This window comes from Shewanella sp. 1311, from assembly GCF_059338235.1.
Window position 1 is genome coordinate 3,545,872 of sequence record NZ_CM181686.1, and the last position, 22,615, is coordinate 3,568,486.

At 46.9% G+C, this 22,615-nt stretch carries 16 protein-coding genes; 8 read left to right on the top strand and 8 right to left on the bottom strand.

All coding sequences use genetic code 11. From position 1 onward, the window contains the following. Window positions 1-72 precede the first annotated feature (72 nt). The 3 genes from AC5YB3_RS15860 to AC5YB3_RS15870 all read left to right on the top strand — a co-directional run bounded on the left by AC5YB3_RS15860 (window position 73) and on the right by AC5YB3_RS15870 (window position 4,021). The gene (locus AC5YB3_RS15860; RefSeq protein ID WP_494525689.1) at window positions 73-930 is read left to right on the top strand and encodes a pirin family protein; all 858 of its coding nucleotides are present in this window, start codon (window positions 73-75) and stop codon (window positions 928-930) included. A 328-nt stretch (window positions 931-1,258) separates the two neighbouring features. After that, complete coding sequence (gene dbpA / locus AC5YB3_RS15865; RefSeq protein WP_494527196.1) at window positions 1,259-2,635, top strand: ATP-dependent RNA helicase DbpA; 1,377 nt, start codon at window positions 1,259-1,261, stop codon at window positions 2,633-2,635. 288 nt (window positions 2,636-2,923) lie between these two features. Further along, complete coding sequence (locus tag AC5YB3_RS15870) at window positions 2,924-4,021, top strand: hypothetical protein (protein WP_006082944.1); 1,098 nt, start codon at window positions 2,924-2,926, stop codon at window positions 4,019-4,021. Between the two features lie 176 nt (window positions 4,022-4,197). Here the strand turns inward: AC5YB3_RS15870 and AC5YB3_RS15875 are convergent, their stop codons facing one another. Next, entirely contained in the window at window positions 4,198-5,742 is a 1,545-nt protein-coding gene (locus AC5YB3_RS15875; RefSeq protein WP_413472179.1) for a DEAD/DEAH box helicase, read from the bottom strand. Between the two features lie 583 nt (window positions 5,743-6,325). Here AC5YB3_RS15875 and AC5YB3_RS15880 point away from each other — a divergent pair. Beyond that, entirely contained in the window at window positions 6,326-7,372 is a 1,047-nt protein-coding gene (locus AC5YB3_RS15880) for a DUF3626 domain-containing protein (protein ID WP_259562510.1), read from the top strand. 112 nt (window positions 7,373-7,484) lie between these two features. On the opposite strand, the gene AC5YB3_RS15885 is transcribed toward AC5YB3_RS15880, so the two are convergent. Then, a complete protein-coding gene (locus tag AC5YB3_RS15885; protein WP_342898949.1) occupies window positions 7,485-8,003 on the bottom strand; it encodes a type II secretion system protein in 519 nt (172 codons plus the stop codon). Window positions 8,004-8,282: 279 nt separating this feature from the next. Between AC5YB3_RS15885 and cydD the strand changes: the two genes are divergently transcribed. The 3 genes from cydD (at window position 8,283) to cyaB (ending at window position 12,640) form a co-directional block, all read left to right on the top strand. Next, window positions 8,283-10,211, top strand: a complete 1,929-nt coding sequence (gene cydD / locus AC5YB3_RS15890; protein WP_494525690.1) for a heme ABC transporter permease/ATP-binding protein CydD — start codon at window positions 8,283-8,285, stop codon at window positions 10,209-10,211. Next, window positions 10,208-11,959: a heme ABC transporter ATP-binding protein/permease CydC gene (gene cydC / locus AC5YB3_RS15895; RefSeq protein WP_494525691.1), complete on the top strand. Its 1,752-nt coding sequence runs from the start codon at window positions 10,208-10,210 to the stop codon at window positions 11,957-11,959. The genes cydD and cydC overlap by 4 nt, the downstream gene beginning before the upstream one ends. Window positions 11,960-12,052: 93 nt before the next feature. Further along, window positions 12,053-12,640: a class IV adenylate cyclase gene (gene cyaB, locus AC5YB3_RS15900; protein WP_411356690.1), complete on the top strand. Its 588-nt coding sequence runs from the start codon at window positions 12,053-12,055 to the stop codon at window positions 12,638-12,640. A gap of 344 nt (window positions 12,641-12,984) precedes the next feature. Here the strand turns inward: cyaB and AC5YB3_RS15905 are convergent, their stop codons facing one another. Together AC5YB3_RS15905 and AC5YB3_RS15910 are read right to left on the bottom strand one after the other, a co-directional pair. Continuing rightward, window positions 12,985-13,161, bottom strand: coding sequence for a helix-turn-helix domain-containing protein (locus AC5YB3_RS15905; protein ID WP_006082937.1), 177 nt, complete (start codon window positions 13,159-13,161; stop codon window positions 12,985-12,987). A 93-nt stretch (window positions 13,162-13,254) separates the two neighbouring features. After that, window positions 13,255-13,998 (bottom strand): DUF599 domain-containing protein, encoded by a 744-nt coding sequence (locus AC5YB3_RS15910; RefSeq protein ID WP_300481399.1) that lies wholly within the window; start codon window positions 13,996-13,998, stop codon window positions 13,255-13,257. 708 nt (window positions 13,999-14,706) lie between these two features. Here AC5YB3_RS15910 and AC5YB3_RS15915 point away from each other — a divergent pair. Beyond that, entirely contained in the window at window positions 14,707-15,576 is an 870-nt protein-coding gene (locus AC5YB3_RS15915; RefSeq protein ID WP_494525692.1) for a tetratricopeptide repeat protein, read from the top strand. Between the two features lie 665 nt (window positions 15,577-16,241). Here the strand turns inward: AC5YB3_RS15915 and putA are convergent. The 4 genes from putA to AC5YB3_RS15935 all read right to left on the bottom strand — a co-directional run bounded on the left by putA (window position 16,242) and on the right by AC5YB3_RS15935 (window position 22,465). Beyond that, window positions 16,242-19,436 (bottom strand): bifunctional proline dehydrogenase/L-glutamate gamma-semialdehyde dehydrogenase PutA, encoded by a 3,195-nt coding sequence (gene putA, locus AC5YB3_RS15920; RefSeq protein WP_494525693.1) that lies wholly within the window; start codon window positions 19,434-19,436, stop codon window positions 16,242-16,244. Between the two features lie 257 nt (window positions 19,437-19,693). Continuing rightward, window positions 19,694-20,242 carry a TIGR04211 family SH3 domain-containing protein gene (locus AC5YB3_RS15925; protein WP_259216056.1) on the bottom strand — a complete coding sequence of 183 codons (549 nt, stop codon included), beginning with the start codon at window positions 20,240-20,242 and terminating at the stop codon, window positions 19,694-19,696. Between the two features lie 227 nt (window positions 20,243-20,469). Beyond that, entirely contained in the window at window positions 20,470-21,759 is a 1,290-nt protein-coding gene (locus AC5YB3_RS15930) for an inorganic phosphate transporter (protein ID WP_006082932.1), read from the bottom strand. 25 nt (window positions 21,760-21,784) lie between these two features. Beyond that, entirely contained in the window at window positions 21,785-22,465 is a 681-nt protein-coding gene (locus tag AC5YB3_RS15935; protein WP_105251552.1) for a TIGR00153 family protein, read from the bottom strand. Window positions 22,466-22,615 lie beyond the last annotated feature (150 nt).

Below are 22,615 nucleotides of genomic sequence, written 5' to 3' on the forward strand. Positions count from 1 at the left end.
TTTGCGTCTTGTGTTAGCCACATGATTTTGGCCTTTCACGCACCGCTTTGCTCAACCGATAGGAGAGCAGCAATGAAAGTATTAAGTCAGTTTTCCGCCAAAGCCGCGATGGATGGCGATGGGGTCAATATTCGCCGTGTCGCCGATTTTGTGACGACTAAATTTGATCCTTTCTTGATGATCGACGAAATAAAATCCGATGATGAACAAGACTTTATCGGCGGCTTCCCCGCACATCCCCATCGCGGAATGGAGACCTTTACTTATATTCGTAAGGGCGGTTTTGAGCACCGTGACCAAATGGGCAATGTGAAGGCGATTCGTGCCGGCGATGTGCAGTGGATGAGTACCGGATTCGGGGTGGTGCACTCTGAAATGCCGCTGGCCGATGCTGTCGATGGTCTGCATGGATTCCAAATTTGGGTCAACATGCCCGCCAAAGACAAGCTGCGTCCAGCAAAGTATCAAGATACTGCGGGTAGCGCTAGCGTTGAAGCGACCAATAACACTGGCGCGAGCTTAAAAGCCTTAGCGGGTGATTGGGGCTTTAAAGATCAACCGCTTATTAGTGCGGCCATCCAAGGATTAGCGGGCGAAGCTGCCATTGCTGATTTGAGCCTAGCGCCAAACGCTGAGGCCATGCTTGATTTGTATCAACATGAGTTTGTCGCCTTGTACTTGTACCAAGGTGACTTAAGCAAGGGTGAAGATTCACAGTGGTCATATCATCAGGGCGAGTTTTTAGTGCTTGATAGCCAAAGTGTGCTTAAGCTTAAAGCCGATGAGCGCGGCGCTGGGATGCTACTGTTTGCCGGTAAACCTATCCGTGAAAAAATCGTCCAGATGGGTCCATTTGTAATGAACACCCAAGCGGAAATTCAGCAGGCGATTCGCGATTATCAAGAAGGGCGTTTCGGCCACATCGCGTAATTTGTTAAATCTGCCGCGCTAAGCTAATTCTAAACCCAAGCCTAAATCTAAGTCTAAGCCCTGTATTCCTACAGGGCTTTTTTGTTGCTGTTCACGCCAGCTATTTCTATTGCTTAAGGACTTGAGGCAAAAGCCGCGCTTTGTTGCTACAATAGCCGTGCTTTTGGGTTGAGCGAGCCTAGCGCTTTATTCTTAACTCAAGCTAGCCTGAATCTTGATAGACCAGTTAAATCGATAAGTAACGCAATTTCAGTAACCTAGCAGCCGCTTCGTTACCCACCACAGGATATTCACCTTGAGCAACTCTGATACTAAGCCTAATCCATCAATGGCTTTTTCGACTCTTAAGCTAAAACCCGAACTGCTTGAGAACCTTTCTTCTATGGGCTACAACGAGATGACGCCAATTCAGGCGCAAAGTTTGCCACCCATTTTAGCGGGGCAGGATGTGATAGGTCAGGGTAAAACTGGCTCGGGTAAAACGGCCGCCTTCGGCTTAGGATTACTGAATAAGTTAGACGTTAAACGCTTTCGCATTCAAACCTTAGTGTTATGTCCAACCCGCGAGTTGGCCGACCAAGTGGCGCAGGAAATCCGTACCCTTGCCCGTGGTATTCATAACGTTAAAGTACTGACACTTTGCGGCGGTGTGCCTATGGGGCCACAAGTCGGCTCGCTGGAACACGGCGCGCACATTATTGTGGGTACGCCTGGCCGTATCGTCGATCACTTAGATCGCAATCGCCTAGATTTAAGTAATCTCAACATGTTAGTGCTCGATGAAGCCGATCGCATGTTAGAAATGGGTTTCCAACCCGCCCTCGATGCGATTATCGAACAAGCCCCGCGTGAGCGTCAGACGTTGCTATTCAGCGCGACCTTCCCTGAGCAAATTCAATCGATTGCTAAGCAAATCATGTATGACCCAAGCATGGTTAAAGTTGAAGGTAATCACGACAGCTTGAGCATAGCCCAACATTTTTATCATTTAGACGATGACAAGGCGCGTATGCAAGCGCTGCAAGTATTGTTGTTAGAACATAAGCCTGAAAGCGCGGTGGTGTTTTGTAACACTAAACGCGAAACCCAAAAAGTGGCCGATGAGCTTGAAGGCTTAGGCTTTAGCGTATTGGCTTTGCACGGTGATTTAGAGCAAAGAGACAGGGACGAAACCTTGCTGCAATTTGCTAACAAGAGTGCCTGTGTCTTAGTGGCGACTGACGTTGCCGCCCGTGGTTTAGATATCGATGCGCTGGATGCCGTGTTTAACTATCACGTTGCCTACGACACTGAAGTCCACATTCACCGTATCGGTCGTACTGGCCGTGCGGGCAGTAAAGGCGCCGCTTATACCTTCTATAACGACCAAGATGGTTACAAGATTGCCTTGTTAGAAGAGTATTTAGAGCGCGAAATTACCAGCGAATCACTGCCATCTGAAAGCCTGCTCGGCAACACGCCTGCAGCGCCAACCATGATCACTTTGCAGATCGATGGCGGTAAGAAGGAGAAACTGCGTCCAGGGGATATCTTAGGCGCGCTGACGGGCGAAAACGGTATCGAAGGCTCACAGGTGGGTAAAATCCAAGTGACCGATTACCGCGCCTATGTGGCCGTTAATCGTAAGGTTGCCAAGAAAGCACTCAACAAAATTACTGGCGGCCGCATTAAAGGTAAATCTTACCGCGCTTGGCCAATGAAGTAAGCTTGGCTTAGCTTGAGTTGAATCGTACCTCGATTTAATTCACTTCACTTTTAAAGGGAATAAACTCAGGTTTATTCCCTTTTTTGTTGGGTGTGATTAATGCAATGACTGAGTCTTTTTGTTTTGTAAATGCTAATTAAGGTGGGCAGTTAAGTAACACTTTGTATTCGCCTGCTTAATTAATATACCCCTCAGCTTGCCTGTGGTAGAAGTGATTCTGAGTAAAAAATAAATGAGCAGATTAACAGCTTTGTCAGGTGATAAGGCGTGCATCGGTTTGGAGTATTTATGTTTCGAAGGACTATTTTACTAAGTATCTTTTTGAGCGCAGCGAGCGCTGCATCAATTCAACCAGAGTTGCAACCAGAGTCACAACCAGAGCGGCAATTAGAGTCTCAGCCAGCGTCGCAACCTTTACAGCACTACATTTACATTAATCATCGTGAGGCCAACGGAGAAAACATTCGTGCCGACAAGGCGCTGCGCGATCCCCGTTTTGGCGGTGCGCAGATTGTTTATACCTGGCGCAGTTTAGAGCCTAAGCAGGGCGAATATGATTTCAGCGCGATTAAGGCCGATATTGCGTATCTCGATTCGATAGGCAAAAAATTGTGGATCCAGCTGCAAGATAAATCCTTTACGCCGAGGTTTAACGTGCCTCAGTATTTACTTGATGATCCGATTTATCAAGGTGGTGTGTTGAAGCAAAGCATGCTGAGCGCGCCAGAGCGTGATCCTAATAAACCTGTGACGGATGACGAATATGGTTGGTCTGCCAAAATGTGGGAGCCTGCAGTACGTGCGCGTTATCAGCAATTGGTGCGTCAGCTAGGCCAAGAGTTTGATGGGAAAATCACTGGTATTAACTTTAGTGAAAGCTCAATTGAAGTGGGGACTGAAAACGCCGACGGAACAACCACCTTCCCCAGTGATTTTAATCCTAAAGACTATATCGATGCGATTGGCGAAAACATGCAGGTATTAGCTGAGTCATTTCAGCATTCAACCGCTATGGTGTATTTGAACTTTTTACCAGACGAATGGCTGCCATGGAATGACAAAGGCTATATGCGAGGCTTATTTGCGCAAGCCAAAGCGCTCAATATGGGCGTAGGTGGCCCAGATTTAATGCCATATCGTAAAGGCCATATGGGACAGAGTTACGCCTTTATTAAAGAATATCCAGCGGCATTGGTGAAAGGCATGGCGGTGCAAGACGGTAATTTGCGGCAGATTAATCCCAAAACAGGTAAAAAGAATACTGTGCCTGATCTGCTGGATTTTGCACAAAACTACCTAGGGCTAGACTATATTTTTTGGGTTGAAGACGAACCCTATTTTACGGATGAAGTCCTGCAGCAGTTGCCAGATATTAAGGCGAATTAACTTAGGTTATTGTTTAGGCTGTTGTTTAAGGCTGTGATTGTTCAAGCCGATTATTGGTCAAAGCGAAGAACAATAAACAAAGACAAACAAAAACGCCCAATTCTATACGAAGTTGGGCGTTTCTTTTTAGGGCTTAATGCGGCTAAATCGCCAAGCGAGTTCGCTCAATGGGTGCATTAATCCTGTGAATTTCTTGGGCGACTCGCGCCGTTATTTGGGCGACGAGTATTTTTCTTTGGGCCATTGGCGTAAGGGTTCTCACCCGCTTGGCCACGATTTTCGCCAGCGCCTGAACGGCTTTCACTTGGACGACTAGCGCCTGCGCTATTGGCACGGCCATCGTTTGAACGTGCTGGACGTGGTTTGGCATCGGCACGGGGTGCGCTACTGGCTTCACCACTGTGTCTTGGATTCTTGTCGTTTGGCTTGTGGCCGCGCGCGACGTCACCGCTGCGTTGACCATCTTTATGCTCGGCGCTTCTTGGGGCACCATCGCGTGAGCTAGGTTGGTTTGAGCTGCGGGTATTTCTACGGCTTGGTACTGATTTACCGCTGCTTTTTCCGCCGCCACCTAAACGTGACTCAGGCAATACATGGTTAAAGCCTTCAACCATTTCTCGGTCTAATACGCGATTGATCAAACGCTCGATATCGTTCAGTAGTTTGATTTCTTCGTTGCTCACCAGTGACACGGCTTGACCCGATGCGCCAGCGCGGCCAGTACGGCCGATACGATGCACATAATCTTCTGGCACGTTCGGTAAGTCGAAGTTAACCACTTGTGGCAATTGGTCAATGTCCAAACCACGGGCGGCGATATCGGTCGCAACCAGTACGCGAGCTTGACCATTTTTAAAGTCGGCCAAGGCTTTAGTGCGCGCTGTTTGGCTCTTGTTACCGTGGATAGCTGCGGCTTTAATACCCGCATCTTCAAGGCTTTTCGCCAGACGATTAGCGCCATGTTTAGTGCGCGAGAATACCAGCACTTGTTGCCAATCGTTTTGCTTGATGAGTTGGATCAACAGTGCCGATTTCTGGCTCTTATCGACTGGGCAAACCCATTGTTTTACTGTGGTCGCCGCCGCGTTACGTGGCGTGACCGAAATTTCGACCGGATTATTCACTAAGCCTTTTGCCAGCTCACGAATTTCATCGGAGAAGGTGGCTGAGAACATCAGGTTTTGGCGTTGCTTAGGTAAAATGGCCAGGATCTTACGGATGTCGCGGATAAAGCCCATGTCGAGCATGCGATCGGCTTCATCTAATACTAAGATTTCAAGCTGGCTGAATTTCACCGCTTTTTGATTGTACAGATCCATCAATCGACCTGGTGTGGCGACTAATACGTCGACACCGTGGCGTAATTTCGCGATTTGTGGATTGATAGGCACGCCACCAAATATCACCGCTGAGCGCAGTGGTAAATTCTTACCATAGGTTTCAACACTTTCTGCAACCTGAGCCGCCAATTCGCGTGTTGGAGTTAACACTAATGCGCGCACTTGGCCTGCTTGGGCACGGTTACCTTTACTCAGGAGTTCGAGCATAGGTAGGGTGAAACCTGCTGTTTTACCTGTTCCTGTTTGGGCGGCCGCCATCACATCTTTGCCTTGAAGCACAGCGGGAATTGCTTGAGCTTGGATTGGCGAAGGTGTGTCGTAGCCTTGTTCGGCAACGGCTTTAAGTATCGGGGCCGATAAGCCCAGGGAGGTAAAACTCATAGATTGGTCTCTTGTGGCAACGCTTTGCTGCATTTATGGTCAATAGCCAGGTCTGCTGGCGGGCGTGCAGCTTACAGGATCAGGGCTTTAAGTGCCATCTAATAAAGACTTTTACAGCGGGTTTCATTCATATTGGCACATAAATCGCTTGTCAGCGGCTTTCACTCGGTCTCGCTTATCTTTTAAGCGCAAGTTTCCTCAGTCGAATTTGAGCTTATTGAGGGCGAATCTGCATTCGGTTAAGTGCTGTATTGTACTGGCAGAGGCTTTGGAGTTGGACTTTTACTGTTATTTTTGGGTGCGGTTGAGCCTAATGGACTCACCAAATGTACAGTATGGCTATCAGGCTGATTCAATCTACTAAACAGATCGGTTTAAAGTTAACTCGTCGACTCTTTTTATCTAAAAGTTAGAGTGAGTTAGCGGTAGATCACGCTAGATTAATTTGAGTGGTATAAACTCAAGACGATAGGAGTAGAATTCATCAATATCTATTCTCTGCATGCTTGCGATGACTCTCGTGTTTATTTTAGGATGAGCTAACGCGGGAAACGGTTAAACGCCTCTCATTTATAGGTGGACTATGACAGCGATACAGCATATTGAACGCCTTGCTCGAGGTCGCAGTGAACAGGCCGTCGCTGTGATTAAAAATGTGCAGCAGATGTCGAACATCCCCATGCATGAGATGCAACTCGCCCTCAAACAATTACTTAACTGCGGCCGAATTGCGCTGCATTTTCACCCCGATAGAATCGACAGCCGTGGTATGACAGTGGCCGAAGGTTTGCTGCGCGATGGTCAATACCGCAGTCAGTTTGAGACCCATATTTCCAACGGCCAGTTATCCCCTGAATTAGGTGGCCCAAGGGATCACTGGGAAAATCAGCTGTTTGGTGATGTGTATAAGGGCACTAAATCTCGGCCTAAATATGGCGCACTCGATCTGGGCATGTGGCAGGACGGCCCCGCGCCGCGTTTTGGTAGCTGCTATTTGCTGACCCACGCCAGTGTGATGGCACGTTCGACCTTTTGTTATCTCGATTCGTACCGCAATCCGAAAGAGAAGGGCACGCTATCATGCTTTGATGATGTGTTAGCGGCGCTGCTGACCGAGAGTTTTGAGCGTCACTATGCCTTAGGCAAATCCGACTTTAAGCCGTTGAATGTGATTCATTATTTGGGGCATCAGCTCAATGCTTCCTTGCTGTCACGTTTTGAGCGGCCGTTATCGAATAATCTTGACCATTATATAGAGGCGCAGATCCATGGCGATGTTTCCCTCGATGAAGATATCGCCATGCTGGTGGCCGATCCAAGTTTTAAAGGCACTGATATTGGCGCCAGCTTAAGCAAGATTTGCGACAGATATGATATCGAGCTGCAATATCATGATGGCTTTAGCCTACATACGGCGCAGATCCCCAGCGATTTTCGCGGGCCGACTATGCCATCGCTCGCTAATCATATCGCCATAGAAGACAGAGTCGATGCGTATGCGATAGGTGTGGCCGCGCGGGATTTATATCATTCACCCCAGCATTGGCGCGAACGCGGTAACCGTGCCCAAGTCGCCCACGAACTTAAGTTGCTCTGGCATGTGTTAGTGAAATACGGCGCAGTGCAGTAAGGGTTACGTTTTCAAAAAACGTTTGATTGTAAAATGTGACGCTAACAAAAACAGCGAGATAACCTCAGGTTAGCTCGCTGTTTTTCTATTATATTTCAGCTTTAAGGTCGTTCTAGCAACCTGTGTCGACCTTGTTATAGGTGGGGATTCCCGTCGTCTCCCACTTGTAGTCGATATAGCAATTTGTCGCTTCGACTTGCGCCTGAGTCGGCGTGTCAAGGTTCAGTTTTTGCTTCGGTGTGGCAATGACTTGGTAGGTACCGCCAGTAGTATGGATTCGATAGGACCATTCATCAACATTGAGCCCAGCAGCCTTAAAGATCTCTGGCGGCGTAGTATAAGCGGCGCTTGGTGCTGTACCGCTGGCACTGGCTGCCCAAGGTTGGTAGTTTTCGCCACGGATCCCATCGTAAACGACTCGATTGGTGGTGCCGCTGTTAGCAATTTCCGACTTAGCTTTGAATAGGGTGACGGCGGATTTCATCGAAGCCTGTGCACCTGAAAGCTGACTCTTATAGGCATCTGATTGTATATTAATGAATTTAGGCGCAGCAACTACAGCTAAGACTCCTAGAATAATAATGACCACAACGAGTTCAATCAGGGTAAAACCGGCATGTTTATTTGGCATAGGTAGAGGATAATTAATACAAAGAGGTTCATGCTACCTAAGTTTCCCCAAACAGGCTAGTACTAGGGAAAGTTCCGTTAACTCAGGGATTTGTTTATCTTTAGCTCGTTTTTGTGAGTCTGCTAGCAAAAGTCTGTAATAGGGTTTCATCTGCTTTAGATGCCTGCGATACTGCGTCCCTATCGGAACTTTTTAGCTGTTGCAAGCCCCCTTAAACTGAGTGTTATCGATAGCCGATCCCCGCTACGAGTCGCTTAATTGTTTTCTTGTTGGAGCACCATGGATAAGTCGTTAGAAAAATCCCTTCTTGTTTGGCTTAAAGCCCAGAAAAAAGCTTGTGGCTTGTTCCTTAAATTGTCGTTATGGCTTGGGATGATAAGCGCCGTCGCTATGGTGGCGCAGGCTTATATTATCGCGACGATTCTTGATGGCGTGATCATGGGGCAGCAAGTCGTACCGCTAACTGATAATGCCCAAATGGTCAGTTCCAGCGTGAGTATTGATACCTATACTCCTCATTTGATTGCGTTAATCGCCTTGATGTTACTGCGTGCCTTGCTGGCTTATGGACGTGAACGCGCCAGTTTTGAGGCGGGTAAGCGTCTACGTGGTCATATTCGCGCGGCAGTGATGGACAAGTTGACTAAGCTAGGTCCGGCGTTTATTAAAGGTAAACCCGCAGGCAGTTGGGCCAGCATAGTGTTAGAGCAAGTCGAAGATTTACAAGACTTTTATGCCAGATACCTCCCACAAATCAGCCTTGCTGGTTTTATTCCCGTACTCATCTTAGCGGCGGTTTTCCCGATTAACTGGGCGGCAGGATTAATTCTGTTACTCACAGCGCCGTTAATCCCTATGTTTATGATCTTAGTTGGCATGGGCGCTGCCGATGCGAATCGCAAAAATTTCAGTGCGCTAGCAAGATTAAGCGGCCACTTTATGGATAGATTAAAAGGCTTAAGCACCTTGAAGCTCTTCCACCGTGGTGATGCTGAGCTAAAGGTAATCGCCACTGCTTCGGAAGAGTTCCGTAGTCGCACTATGTCGGTACTGCGCATGGCTTTTTTAAGCTCGGCGGTATTAGAGTTTTTTGCGGCGGTTTCGATTGCTGTGCTGGCGGTTTATTTTGGTTTCAGTTACTTAGGTCACTTAGATTTTGGCTACTATGGCGCGCATGCCAATATCAGCTCAAGTACAGATCCTCAAATAGTCGGTATTCCATTTAGCCTGTTTACTGGGCTGTTTATTCTGATTTTAGCCCCTGAGTTTTATCAACCGCTGCGGGATATGGGTACTCATTACCACGCTAAGGCGCAGGCCGTCGGCGCCGCGGAAGCCTTGATTACCTTGCTCGAACATCCCGAACCTGAGTTTGTCGGCCAAGTGCGTATCAATAGCATAGAAACCCTGAGTGCTGATCATCTTGAAGTGTTTAGTGTTGATGGCACGCGTTTACTCGGCCCGCTGAGTTTTGAATTAAAAGACAATCAACGTTTAGCCTTAGTTGGCCCAAGCGGCGCGGGGAAAACCAGTTTACTCAATGCCTTATTGGGATTTTTACCCTATAAGGGGCATTTGCTGATCAATGGCCATGAGTTATCCGCATTAGATTTAGCCCATTGGCGACAGCATTTAGCTTGGCTGGGCCAAGAACCGCAGTTATTCCACGGCACAGTGCGGGATAACGTTGCCTTAGCCTACCCAACTTTGCCCGACGATACGCTGTGGCACTTGCTGGCAGAGGCCAATATCAGCGACTTCGTTAAGGCGCAGCCACTGGGTTTAGATGCGCCAGTCGGTGAGCAATCTTCCGGTTTATCCGTCGGCCAAGCCCAGCGTATTGCCTTGGCAAGGGCGCTTGGGCAAAAGGCGAGTTTGTTTGTCCTTGATGAGCCTACGGCCAGCTTAGATAGCCAGAGTGAGCAGGCGGTGAGTTCTGCGTTAAATCGGGCCATGGCGGGTAAAATGTACATTATGGTGACCCATAGATTAGATCAGTTAGATCAAATGGATACTATTCTTGTGCTCGATAAAGGTTTGATAGTACAGCGGGGCGACTTTACCTCTTTGTCTAACACGCACGGCTTATTCCAAACCTTACTGCGTGAGAATATTGAGTCCGTGGCGGATATTGAACTTGTACCGTTATCAACCAGCGCCACTTCGGTCGATATTGCCGCCGAGCCAACTAAAGGAGAGGCCCAATGAAAGTGCTAATCCCCTTTATTCGATTGTTCTCGCGCCAGTGGCTGATGATGTCCGTGGGCTTGCTGCTGACCATTATTACCTTGATGGCTGGCATAGGTTTACTGTCACTGTCGGGCTGGTTTCTTTCCGCTACCGCGGTCGCGGGTTTGACGATAATTACGGCGCAGTCATTTAACTTTTTTACTCCTGCGGGCGGCGTGCGTTTTTTATCGATTGCCCGTACTGCCAGTCGTTATGGCGAGCGTTTAGCGACCCATGAGGCGACCTTTAAGTTGCTGACTGAGCTTCGCGTTTGGGCGTGGCGTAAACTCTTGCCGCTCAGTGCTAAAAATCTGCAGGGGCTACGCCGTGGCGACATGCTCAATCGCTTAGTTGCCGATATCGATACCCTAGATCATCTATATCTGCGACTGCTCACGCCTATGGCTGCATCACTGCTGATGACTGGGCTCTTGTATCTATTTCTCGCTTGGTTCGATGCCAAACTTGCCCTCAGTCTTTGCCTGTTTTTAGTCGCCATTTGGCTGGTGATGCCACTGCTATTTTATCGCCTTGGACACGCGCCGAGCCGGACTATGCTCGAAACCAAGCGTCATTATCGGGTGCAATTATTGGATATGTTGCAAGGCCAAGCCGAACTCAGCCTATTTGGCGCCAACGACAGATTCAGGCAAAAACTGAATGATGCGCAAACAGAGCTGTTTCGCAGCCAAAGTGCGATGGCCAATATCACAGCGCTCAGCCAAGCCATGTTGATCCTCTCCACTGGTTCAGCCTTGATCATGATGCTTTATTTAGCCGCTCAAGGTGTGGGTGATGCGGTGCCGCCGGGCCCCATGTTTGCGCTTATGGTGTTTGCCACTATGGCCTGCGTTGAGATGATGATGCCGATTGCGGGCGCGTTTCAGCATTTGTCTGGCTGCGTATTGGCGGCGACACGGATTAATGAAATCACCGAACAAGAGGCCGATATTCAATTTGTTGCCGATACTGGCCTGAGGGCAAAATCTGGCGCCTTACAGATTGAAGATATCCACTTTGGTTATCGAGACGATCAACACGTGCTGCAAGGCTTGTCCCTTGAGATAAAAGCGGGGCAAAAAGTCGCGCTACTTGGGCCAACGGGTTGCGGTAAGTCGAGCTTACTGGCGCTGATTACCCGCGAATGGCAAGCGCAGCAAGGGCACATCAAGCTCGATGGTCTTCCTCTTTCAGAGTATAGCGAGCGCGGCCTTAGGGATGCGATAACTGTGATTAGCCAACGCATCTATCTGTTTGCGGGCACTTTGCGGGAAAATTTAGTATTAGCGCTACCTGTTATCGAAGGTGAGAAACGCACGGCCCACGATGTGCGCTTGATTGATGTGTTACAGCGGGTTGGACTTAGCGCTTTACTCACGGGTGATAAACCACTGGATATGTGGATTGGTGAAGGTGGACGTCAGCTTTCGGGCGGCGAGCAGCGCCGCATTGGTGTTGCAAGAGCGCTGCTGCGTGATGCGCCGCTGCTATTGCTCGATGAACCAACCGAAGGGCTTGATAAACGTACCGAGAGAGAGATTTTAAGTTTACTGTTTGAATTTGCTAAGGATAAAACCTTACTGATGATTAGCCATCGTTTAACTGCTATGGCGAAGATGGATCACATTCATCTACTCGGTCAGGGTAAGATTATTGCGTCTGGCACTCACCAGAGCTTAATTGAAGACAGTGCAGAGTATCAGGCCTTGTACCAAAGACTCGCTTAAGCCTCCTGTATTCAAGCCTTTATCGCTCAAACCTTTGACGTTCAATATGATGAATAGCGATATATTTTACCCATTAAAAGCGGATATAAATCGATGAACCCTGTGATGCCAGAAGCATTAGCCCCACAAATCAATGCCCATTTTAATGGTAAGTTTGAGGTCGAGCTTAAATATCGCTTATTGGATCGCCACGCTTTTTTCGCTGCCTTGCAAATGAGAAATCCTGAGATCATGCTCGAAGATAATCTTGAGCATGACTGTTACTTTGATCTGCCATCACAATCACTTAAAGGCGAACACAAGAGCTTGTGTATCCGTGAGATGCAGCCATCGGGGATTATGCTGTGGATAGTGAAAGGGCCGGAAAAAGACCGCTGTGAAGCCGTTAATATCACAGAAGCGACCAAGGCAAAAAGTATGCTGCATACCTTAGGTTATGAGTGCGTACTGGAAATTAAAAAGCGCCGCAGTATCTATTTTCTCGGTGAATTTCATCTAACAATCGATCATCTCGAAGGCTTAGGAGATTTTGCCGAGCTTGCGATTATGACTAACGATGAAACCTTGTTGCCTAAATATGAAGCGCAATTACAACAACTCGCCGCCGATTTGGGTTTAAGTGAAACGCAGCGGGAGTTGTTATCCTATCGGCAGTTGCAGCAGGCTTTAAATGAACAGTGATGGTTCAATCTTGTTGGATTAAAAGCTTGAGGTTTAATGGCTTAACGTTTAATAGCTTAAAGATTAGCGGGGTAAGTTTAATGGCCGGATGCTAAATCCGGCTAAGCAATCTCTCGCAACAACCCGCTATGGCTTAGTTCAAATCCCTTTGAGCGTCACTGTCCATATCGCATTCACTGTTTGTTTTTAACTCGCTATCGACGACTTAAACTTAAGCCTTGTATTTAAACTTAAGCATCGCATTTACATTCAAGCCACTTTCACAAACTTAAACTCAAAATCAAAATCAAACGATTCAAGCTGCGGTTACCCCGCTTTATTTGCCGTTAATTGCCAAATGCGTTTTAGCCTAAGCGTTGTGAAAAGGCGAGATAGCGTTTCACTTCCGCTTCAGGAAATTTCAATTCGTCACCATCTTGAACACTCGAGAGTAAATTCTCCCGAGCGAAACGTTTGATGGTCGCAGGTGTTTTATCTAACATTTTGCACACTTCATCTAAGGTTAATAAGTTATCGCTCATAGCACTCTCCCAGTATTTCAATAGAAACATAACCCAAAGAGTATAGAACAATAATTTCAACCAAGATGATACCTGCAACCTAAACCGCTAAAGTTATGACTCTATTTTGTGGTTACGTGCAGTTTCCCGCACTTGACTCTCTATTTGCAGATGGCCTTTTGCAGCTGTGATCGCCAAAACCGCGCGGGACTTAAACTCGCGTCGATATAAGGTCGCGACCACAAATAAGCTCGCTGAGATAAAGAGTATCGGGTGCACAAACCAGCACAATACTGCCATCGAAAAGTAATAGGCGCGTAAGCCATAGTTATAGGAGTGCGCCGCTTGATCTTGTACCGTCGCCATCTGCCTTGCGTAGGCTTTGAGATTGTCGTTCGAGCCATCGCTGTCTAAAGGACCCGCGCCTATCATCACGTTCACAAAACCGTATTGGCGCATCGACCAAGTAAACTGGAAGAAGGCCATCACAAAAATACCGACTAACAGTGCGAGTTTGACTTGCACCAACGCATGATTCGGTGGCGTGGCGAAGGGAATCGTCGCAATAACACTTTCTAGTCGCTCAACTTGTGCAAATAAGGTCAGCACACCCGCGAGCACAAACAGCGTAGTCGAGGCAAAAAAGGCAATATTGCGCTCAAGGTTGGCCAGCAGCGCCGCATCACCCACACGCACGCCGCGGGTCATCACCTCAAGCATCCAGTAAATTCTATGCTTATGCAGACCTCGGGCAATACAGTCGGTATCTTTCGCCTTACGACGGGCAAAGGCGGTATAGCCAGCCCAAGAAACGATAAACCACACCAATGCAGAAATATCTAACAGCGAAAATGTCATAGCTACCTTGAGAAAGTGACCTTGAGAAAGTGAAAATCAATCGATTGATTGAAGGGTGATTATGATGGTTTTTATCTCTTATGCGCAATCCCCTAGTATCATTTTGAAATCCATCCTATTCACAATTTGAAGCCGCTCACATTGGTTTTGAAGCCTCTTGCTTAGTGAGGCTCAGTTTTGGGGAAAATTCTGGTGAGGTAAGTTAGTTAGAAAAGTGCGTTGGGGTAGTGCCTTGGAGCAGTGTGCTGAGTGAGTAAAGCTTTGTTGCTATATGACATCATCCGACAGAGGCTCGCCATTGCATTCGCTCACCGACACGCAGCGAGTCCGTCCGTGGATGCTCGACCGCCCCATCCATGGGGCGGACGGTCGTCTCGCCCATTACCATGGTTTGCCTTTTGAAAATCAGCGTAATCTGCTGGTTCAAAAGACTAGTTATAATGCTGCGAATGGTCAATTATGGCAATGCTCAATTACCCTAACCATTTATAAACCCGAAATTGAGTTATTAATAACTGGACATTTAAAAATGGGTGACACATTAAATTTTTCATGAGTTTCTTAATAAATTCCCTTACCTCTTCATAAACCGTATCTGGCTCTTTACCTTAAATGATAAAGATATGTATGCTAATATCGTATCTGCCAAATGACTTATTATAATAACCACTGTAACAAGATCATCTAGACCATAAGGAAGGAACCAATATGCTTAAGTCTTTTATTTTTATGATCTCCTTAACCACAGTTACTGGTCTTGTTGAAGCCAAAAGCTCAACAGATACTTCGACTAAAAATATATCTTTTACTCCTCCTAATGTTGAAGTTATCTCAAATAAAATTGACATGAACGACTTAAAAATCTGTGCAGAAAACCAACCAAAATGTGCATCAGCTCTAGGGGTCTTTTACTTATATGGGAAAGGAGTCGAACAGAACTACCAAACAGCATTTGAGTACTTTTCCTTTGCAGCAAAACATGATGTAGGTAATGCATATTTTCATCTTGGTATTATGCATAAAGATGGCGTAGTAACGGGGAAGAATGATTTCATACAAGCATTTGAAGCTTTTTCCTCCGGAGCTAGTTTAGGAGATCGTCCTTCACAAATATTTTTAGCATCTGCGTATGAAACGGGTGAAGGCGTTGAAATAAATTATGAAAAAGCTCTTAAATGGCATTTGGCAGCTTCTGCGCAAGGCGACGATACAGAGCAACGCAAAGTCTGTGATTATTATCAAAATGGCTGGGGTACGGAAATCAATTACGGAAAATCTTTTGAGTATTGCAAACGTGCATTATTAAACGGCAATGCCTTAGCTGCCCAAAGGCTAGCCAATCATTTTTATAGGGGGTTGGGCGTCAAGAAAGACATATTGCAAGCCTATAGCCTTCTAATTGTATCGAAAGAACTAGGAAATTCTGCTGTCGATAAATACTTGCCTCACGTTCAAAGTTTGTTATCAGATGAAGAAATACTTAAGTCAAAGAACGAAATTGAGATTTGGCATAAGGAAATAACTAACAATAAATCGAAAAATGATTCAGACAAAAAGCTCCAAAAAACTATAAATTAAGTAACTAATAAGTCAGGGCAGAAAAGTATCCCGTGAAACTTTATTGGGACATCCATTGTTAAATTTAGCGACAGGTATGCTCAGGAATTAACGAGATAATTTGTAATTTATCAAGACATATGGTCACCTCGGGCATAGCAAGGCCAATGCTCACAAAGAAGGACAGGCAGAACTTTTTTCAGATTAACAGTTAGCACTGTAATCTCAGAAGTTCACCTTCCCCTGCGAAGTTGCTGAAGGGCGTCGAAGAAAATCGCGTGAGCGAGGCATGGATGCCTCGCTAGCTTTCGGACTCTCTGTTGAACGGAAAGAGGATATACCATCGGAAGCGTTAGCGATTTTCGAATAAGCACGAAGCCAGTATTAAATGCATGTAACTTCGCTAGGGGCGTCTTGGAGCATCCAAGGAGGATAGGACGAGCAGTCCTCCTTGGTCGGGTGAGGGGTGAAGCCCCACGACTTTGATTTTTATTGATAAACTCAAATAGAAAATGCGAAGACTCCTACAATGCTCAGGTCTCTAAAAGCTATTTCTAAAAAATGATGGGGAAGCCACTGATTCCTGTGTTCATTTCTCGAATTGAATTTAGGTATAAGCATTCATTAGCAAATAAAAAAGCCAGACTCAGTCTGGCTTTTTAGCAGGCGTTATTAGGTGCGCGAGTTTATTCTTCGCCATCACCCAGTGATAACAACGTCGCGTTACCACCGATGGCGGTGATATTGTTAGTACGAGTCTTTTCAGTCACAAAACGAGTTAAGTAGTGTGGGCCACCGGCTTTAGGGCCAGTGCCTGACAGGCCTTGACCGCCGAAAGGCTGTACACCCACCACTGCGCCGATTTGGTTGCGGTTAATGTACACGTTACCCACGTTCACTTTATCTGCAACTTCAAGGGCATGGCCTTCGTTACGGCTGTGGATACCTAAGGTTAAGCCAAAGCCTGTGCTATTGATCTCGTTGATCACTTGGCTTAGCTCGGCTGCTTTGTAGCGAATAATGTGCAGGATTGGGCCAAAGTGTTCTTTCTCAAGCACTTTAATCGAATCGATTTCAACCGCCGTTGGCGAAACAAAGTGACCGTTTTCAGTGCCAGCAGGAAGCGGCATTTGCTTGATAAGCTTGCCGACTTGCTTGATGTGGTCGATGTGCGCATCTAAGTTGGCTTTGGCGGTGGCGTCAATCACTGGGCCTACGTCAGTTTTCACTGAGCTTGGGTTGCCAATCACTAACTCATCCATTGCGCCTTGCAGCACTTCGATCACGCGATCGGCGATGTCTTCTTGGAGGAAGAGTACGCGCAATGCTGAACAGCGTTGACCTGCGCTAGTGAATGACGATGAAACCACATCGTTAACCACTTGTTCTGGCTGAGAAGTAGAGTCAACCACCATGGCATTTTGACCGCCAGTTTCGGCGATTAAAGGAATAATCGCGCCATCACGGTTGGCCAGTGTACGGTTAATCAGTTTTGCCGTGCCAGTTGAACCGGTAAAGCACACACCACCGATACGTTCATCGGCCGTAATTGCGTTACCCACAGTCGCACCTGTACCCGGTAGGAATTGCAGCACCTCGACAGGAATACCTGCTTGGTGAGCGAGTTGCACTGCACGGTAACCAATAATCGAGGTTTGCTCCGCGGGTTTTGCGATAACTGTGTTACCCGCCGCTAATGCCGCAGACACTTGACCTAAGAAGATAGCCAGTGGGAAGTTCCATGGGCTGATACACACGAACACGCCGCGGCCTTGGAGGAAGAGTTCGTTTAGCTCTCCCGTTGGACCAGGAAGCAGTTCAGGCTTCGCCATCATCTTCTTGGCTTGTACTGCGTAGTAACGACAGAAATCAACGGCTTCACGGACTTCGTCGATACCGTCTTGAATGCTCTTGCCCGCTTCACGGGTACAAAGTGCAATCAATTCTTCACGGTTTTCTTCTAATAAATCCGCTAGCTTTTGCAGTGCTGATGCACGGGTTTCAACTGGCGTACGTGCCCAAGAGGCAAATGCCGTTTCGGCGGATGCCAGTGCTTGTTCTATGGCTGCGTCATCGGCAAAGGCCACTTGACCCACGGTTTGAGTGGTATCGAATGGGCTAACAACCGTTTTATGTTCGCCAGTTAAAGTTTTACCGTTAACCAGAGGACCCGCTTGCCATTGGGTATTTTTAAATTGTTCTAAAGCTGCGAAAAACGGCTCAGATTCGGAAATGATGTTCATATTGAGTCCCTTGGAATTTTTGCGTTCGCTACCGAAAATATCGGCAGGTAATACGATTTTGTTGTTAGCCAGGGTTTTATAGCCCGTCAGCGTTTTTAGCGGATGCACCACTAATGACTCGATGGGGGTTTTAGGATCGACAAGCTTATGGACGAACGACGTGTTAGCGCCGTTTTCCAGCAGACGACGCACTAAGTAGGGCAGTAGATCCTTATGGGCACCGATGGGCGCATAAATACGTACCGATTTGGCGCCAGCTTCCGACAAAATCGTGTCGTACAGCTCTTGTCCCATGCCGTGTAAGCGTTGGAACTCATGGTGACGATCGCCCGCCATATCTGAAATCGCCGCAACGGTTTGCGCATTGTGGCTAGCAAATTGTGGGTAGATAGCGCCGCGAGTCGCATCCGATAACAAGTAGCGGGCGCAGGCGAGGTAAGAAACGTCAGTACCGGCTTTGCGAGTGTAAAGTGGGTAAGCGGCTTCGCCAGCTTGTTGGGCCCATTTCAGTTCGCTATCCCAATAGGCGCCTTTTACCAGACGTAAGGGGATTTCATCTCCTTGCTCTTTGGCAAGACGCGTTAACCAAACCAGTACTGGCAGGGCACGCTTAGAGTAAGCTTGGACCACAATGCCGAGTAATCCCCAGCCTTTTGCTGCATCTGAATTAAACAGTTTTTGGAACAGTTTCAGTGACAACTCTAGGCGATCGACTTCTTCAGCATCGATAGAAATACCGATATTTAAGCCGCGAGCCAGTGTAATCAGGCGGATAACAGTATCGTACAGTTCAGTTAAAACGCGGTCTTCATTGGCCACTTCGTAACGTGGGTGCAATGCCGATAGCTTGATTGAGATCGTTGGGCGCGGTGATTCATTTTCGTTATAGCTTTGAGCACCGAGCTCGGTTATCGCATTGGCGTAATCGGTATAGTATTTCTCTGCATCTTTGCGAGTTAACGCCGCTTCGCCCAGCATATCGTATGAATGGGTATAGCCTAACTTACGCTTGTCTTCACTGTTCTTCAGGGCTTCTTTCATGTTGCGGCCCAGCACAAACTGCTTACCCATGATCTTCATCGCGGCCATCATGGCTTGGCGGATCACTGGCTCGCCGAGACGATTAACTAAGCGGCTCAGTAAGTTACTTGGGGTGCCATCGATTTTTTTATCGAGTTTAACAATCTTACCCGTGAGCATAAGGCCCCAGGTCGATGCGTTAACGAGTACAGAATCACTCTTACTCATGTGCTCATCCCACTTAGCACCTGAAAGCTTGTCTTCAATCAGTGCATCGGCAGTGGCCGCATCAGGAATACGCAGCAGCGCTTCGGCTAAACACATCAGGATAATGCCTTCCTGTGTTTCTAAGCTGTACTGTTGCAGGAAGGCATCTATGCCAACCATCAGACCTTTTTTATCGAATTGACGAACCTTGTTAACCAGTTCGTGGGCACGATGAGTGACGCGCTCTATGGCTTCATCACTTGAGGGAACTAGTTTGATCAACTCTGACAAGTATTGTTCTTCATCGACAATGTAGTTGTCGCTGATCGCTTTGAACAGTTCGTCGAGATTGGCAGAATCGTAGCGGCCTGCCAGCACTTCACTCGCTTTGAACATAGTTATCGCTTCCATCTTGGCCGTTATTGGGGCGCTATTGTTGAAACAAATTGGGAGGCGCCAAACGCATTTGATATTTTGTATACAATATGAAGGTTTGCGCGCGCCGATTATACAACCAAAATGTGACGGACAACACTATAGCGTGAAAGATTGTGAAGCTTGTTTGATTGGCTTGTTAATAAGTAGATGTAACGCTTGATTGACAAAAAAGCCAGTGTTTGAAAACACTGGCTTTTGGAAGGTAAATTAAGACTTTTTGTGTGTCAGACTCACATCCAACGTTTTTTACTACGACGTTGTGGTCTGGGTAAATACACTAAAATAATGCCTAGGATTAAACCTAAACCTGCGATTAACCCACCTTGACGCCAAAGTTCAAAACGCTCGTCTTGGGCGGTGCGATCTACAGCATTCTTCAGTTGATCACGCTCTTGAGTGGTTTTGGCTAGGTTTGTTTCTAACTCGCTTAGCTTAGCCTTCAATTCGGTCACTTCGTCGGCGTGGTTATCCGTTGAACTTGATACTTCCGCTAGCTTAGCTTTAGCTTGTGCAAGCTCAGTGGTTAACGCTGGCACTTGTTCACGGAAACTCTGAGTCGAGCTGATTAAGTTAGTTTGTACCCAACCTTCACGGCCTTTATGGTCGATGATTTTAGAGTAATCACCTTGGGTTTCGTTGAGCAGTGTCACAGGTTGACCGGCTTCAATTGAGCCAAGAATTCGGAACTCAGTACCAGGACCACCTAAAAGATAAAGGAACACGTTATCCGAAATGTAACGGGATTGGCCTTCGGCCAGCAGGTTGGAAGACAGCAACATCATTCCCACCAGAGTCAGGAGTCTTAACACTTTTGTATTCTCATCAACGAAATAGTCTGCACATGCTAGGGATTTGAGGCCTGTAATGCAAGAGGGAAGTCATAGACTTCCCTCAACTTTACTGCATCCATGCTATGACCATTCCCTTTTCACTCAATCTTTCCTATGACCTTCTAGTCCTAGGCGCTAATGCTGCTTAACTTCAGCAACTTATTTAGCGAAACTTCTTAATTAAAGATACCTTTAATCATGTAGAAGAAGATGATTGATAGGCCTGCGCCTGCAGGTAGGGTCACAACCCAAGACACAACGATATTACGCACTACACCGATGTTAATCGCTGCGATACCACGGGCCATACCCACACCTAATACCGCACCGACTAAGGTTTGTGTGGTAGAGATAGGTAAGCCTGTGCCTGATGCGATAACCACTGTCGAAGCCGCTGCTAATTCAGCCGCAAAACCACGACTTGGCGTCAGGTGAGTGATGTTTTTACCTATGGTTTGCATAACGCGCTGACCAAAAATCGCCAGACCCATCACAATACCTACGGCACCTAAAGGTAAAATCCACCAGACTAATGGCGATTTTGATGCAATTTCACCGCCGCTGTTAACGACAGAAACAACCGCCGCTAAAGGACCAATCGCGTTGGCAACGTCGTTTGAGCCATGGGCGAAAGCCATACAACAGGCTGTCAGTACCATAAGGATCGCAAACACTTTTTCAACGTTTTTGAACTGAGTTTGACGGTCAGTTTTGTCGCTCATTTTTAAACGTGAAATCGCCACTTTACCCACTAGACCAACCACAACCGCGATTGCGCCCGCTAACATATAAGCTTCAGCGCCGCTTAAGTGAATACCCACGTGGGATAAGCCCTTAAGGATGGTCACTAAAGACATCATAAAGCCAGCAAATGCCATGTAGAAAGGCACATAACGCTTAGCATTACTCAATGGGTCATCAGTGTTGAAGATAAGCTTCTGTACGCTTTGGAATATGATAAATGCCATAAAGCCTGAGATTGCAGGGGTAATCACCCAAGAACCTACGATACCGCCTACTTTGCCCCATTCAACCGAATCAGTGCCTACACCAACAGCCGCGAAACCAATAATGGCGCCGACGATAGAGTGTGTAGTCGATACTGGCCAACCTAAAGCAGACGCGACGACTAACCAAATACCTGCCGCTAATAGCGAACCTATCATGCCGTAAACCAGCAATTCAGGTGTATTAGTGAAGTAACTGGGGTCAATAATCCCATTACGGATTGTACTGGTGACTTCGCCACCCGCTAAAAACGCGCCCGCAAACTCAAAGATCATCGCGATAATAATCGCTTGTTTGATCGTAATTGCGTTTGAACCTACAGAGGTTCCCATCGCATTGGCAACGTCATTGGCGCCAATACCCCATGCCATGAGAAAACCAAATGCAGCCGCAACGGCAATAAGCCACGGGCCATTGGTGACTAAGACGTTAGCCACCTCAATACCTGCATCAACCATATTGATACCTTGATAACCTTATTTGTTAAACGCGAGCCAGCATAAGCTCAAGACGTGAACCGACGCGTTCGGCAAGATCTGCAAGACCACCGACCCATTCAATCGTTTTGTAGAGGAACATCACATCGACAGGATTCAATTCAGATTCCATGGCGAATAACTGACGGCGTAACTGAATTTGTAGATCGTCAGTATCTTCTTCGATGATATCGAGTTCGTTGATCATTTTTGCCACTAAGTCGACTTCACGACCACGGAAACCTGTTTCTAACAGATCTTCGAGTTCATTAATGACTTGCTTTGCTAGTGCTACCGCATCAATACAGCGTTGTAGATAAGCAATAAAAGGGACTTGCATGACCTGAGGGATTAACAGCTGACGGCCGATAACACGACCAGAAATATCTTTTGCTTTGTTGGCAATCTTGTCTTGTTGAGTTAAAAGTTCCAATAAATCTGTACGTTCTACTGGCATAAACAAACCGCTTGGCAGAGTCAGGCGGATTTCACGCTTCAGTGAATCTGCTTGCTTCTCGGCTAAACTAATTTGCTTACGTAATTGAACTGCACTGTCCCAGTTACCTGTGATAGTGGCTTCGAAAAAGGGGACGAGTAACGATGCGCAATCGTGTACTTTGTCCATGTGCTCTTGAAGAGGCTTAATTGGCGATTTTGCAAACACGCCCAAAATAGAGTTTACTGGCATTGCCGTTTACCTATTTAGATTGTTCCATTATTGGAAAAAGCGGGCGCATGTTAACCTATGCGTCCGCGTATTGAAACTGTGTTTTTTCAGAAAAAACGACAGCTTTATTCTAACGGGTTATATACCAACTGCAAAACCAAATCCTACGGG

Bases quoted from the DNA above. Each gene is read 5' to 3' on its own strand.
- AC5YB3_RS15860 (WP_494525689.1), top strand. From the start codon at position 73: ATGAAAGTATTAAGTCAGTTTTCCGCCAAAGCCGCGATGGATGGCGAT.
- dbpA (WP_494527196.1), top strand. From the start codon at position 1,259: ATGGCTTTTTCGACTCTTAAGCTAAAACCCGAACTGCTTGAGAACCTT.
- AC5YB3_RS15870 (WP_006082944.1), top strand. From the start codon at position 2,924: ATGTTTCGAAGGACTATTTTACTAAGTATCTTTTTGAGCGCAGCGAGC.
- AC5YB3_RS15875 (WP_413472179.1), bottom strand. From the start codon at position 5,742: ATGAGTTTTACCTCCCTGGGCTTATCGGCCCCGATACTTAAAGCCGTT.
- AC5YB3_RS15880 (WP_259562510.1), top strand. From the start codon at position 6,326: ATGACAGCGATACAGCATATTGAACGCCTTGCTCGAGGTCGCAGTGAA.
- AC5YB3_RS15885 (WP_342898949.1), bottom strand. From the start codon at position 8,003: ATGCCAAATAAACATGCCGGTTTTACCCTGATTGAACTCGTTGTGGTC.
- cydD (WP_494525690.1), top strand. From the start codon at position 8,283: ATGGATAAGTCGTTAGAAAAATCCCTTCTTGTTTGGCTTAAAGCCCAG.
- cydC (WP_494525691.1), top strand. From the start codon at position 10,208: ATGAAAGTGCTAATCCCCTTTATTCGATTGTTCTCGCGCCAGTGGCTG.
- cyaB (WP_411356690.1), top strand. From the start codon at position 12,053: ATGAACCCTGTGATGCCAGAAGCATTAGCCCCACAAATCAATGCCCAT.
- AC5YB3_RS15905 (WP_006082937.1), bottom strand. From the start codon at position 13,161: ATGAGCGATAACTTATTAACCTTAGATGAAGTGTGCAAAATGTTAGAT.
- AC5YB3_RS15910 (WP_300481399.1), bottom strand. From the start codon at position 13,998: ATGACATTTTCGCTGTTAGATATTTCTGCATTGGTGTGGTTTATCGTT.
- AC5YB3_RS15915 (WP_494525692.1), top strand. From the start codon at position 14,707: ATGCTTAAGTCTTTTATTTTTATGATCTCCTTAACCACAGTTACTGGT.
- putA (WP_494525693.1), bottom strand. From the start codon at position 19,436: ATGGAAGCGATAACTATGTTCAAAGCGAGTGAAGTGCTGGCAGGCCGC.
- AC5YB3_RS15925 (WP_259216056.1), bottom strand. From the start codon at position 20,242: ATGTTGCTGTCTTCCAACCTGCTGGCCGAAGGCCAATCCCGTTACATT.
- AC5YB3_RS15930 (WP_006082932.1), bottom strand. From the start codon at position 21,759: ATGGTTGATGCAGGTATTGAGGTGGCTAACGTCTTAGTCACCAATGGC.
- AC5YB3_RS15935 (WP_105251552.1), bottom strand. From the start codon at position 22,465: ATGCCAGTAAACTCTATTTTGGGCGTGTTTGCAAAATCGCCAATTAAG.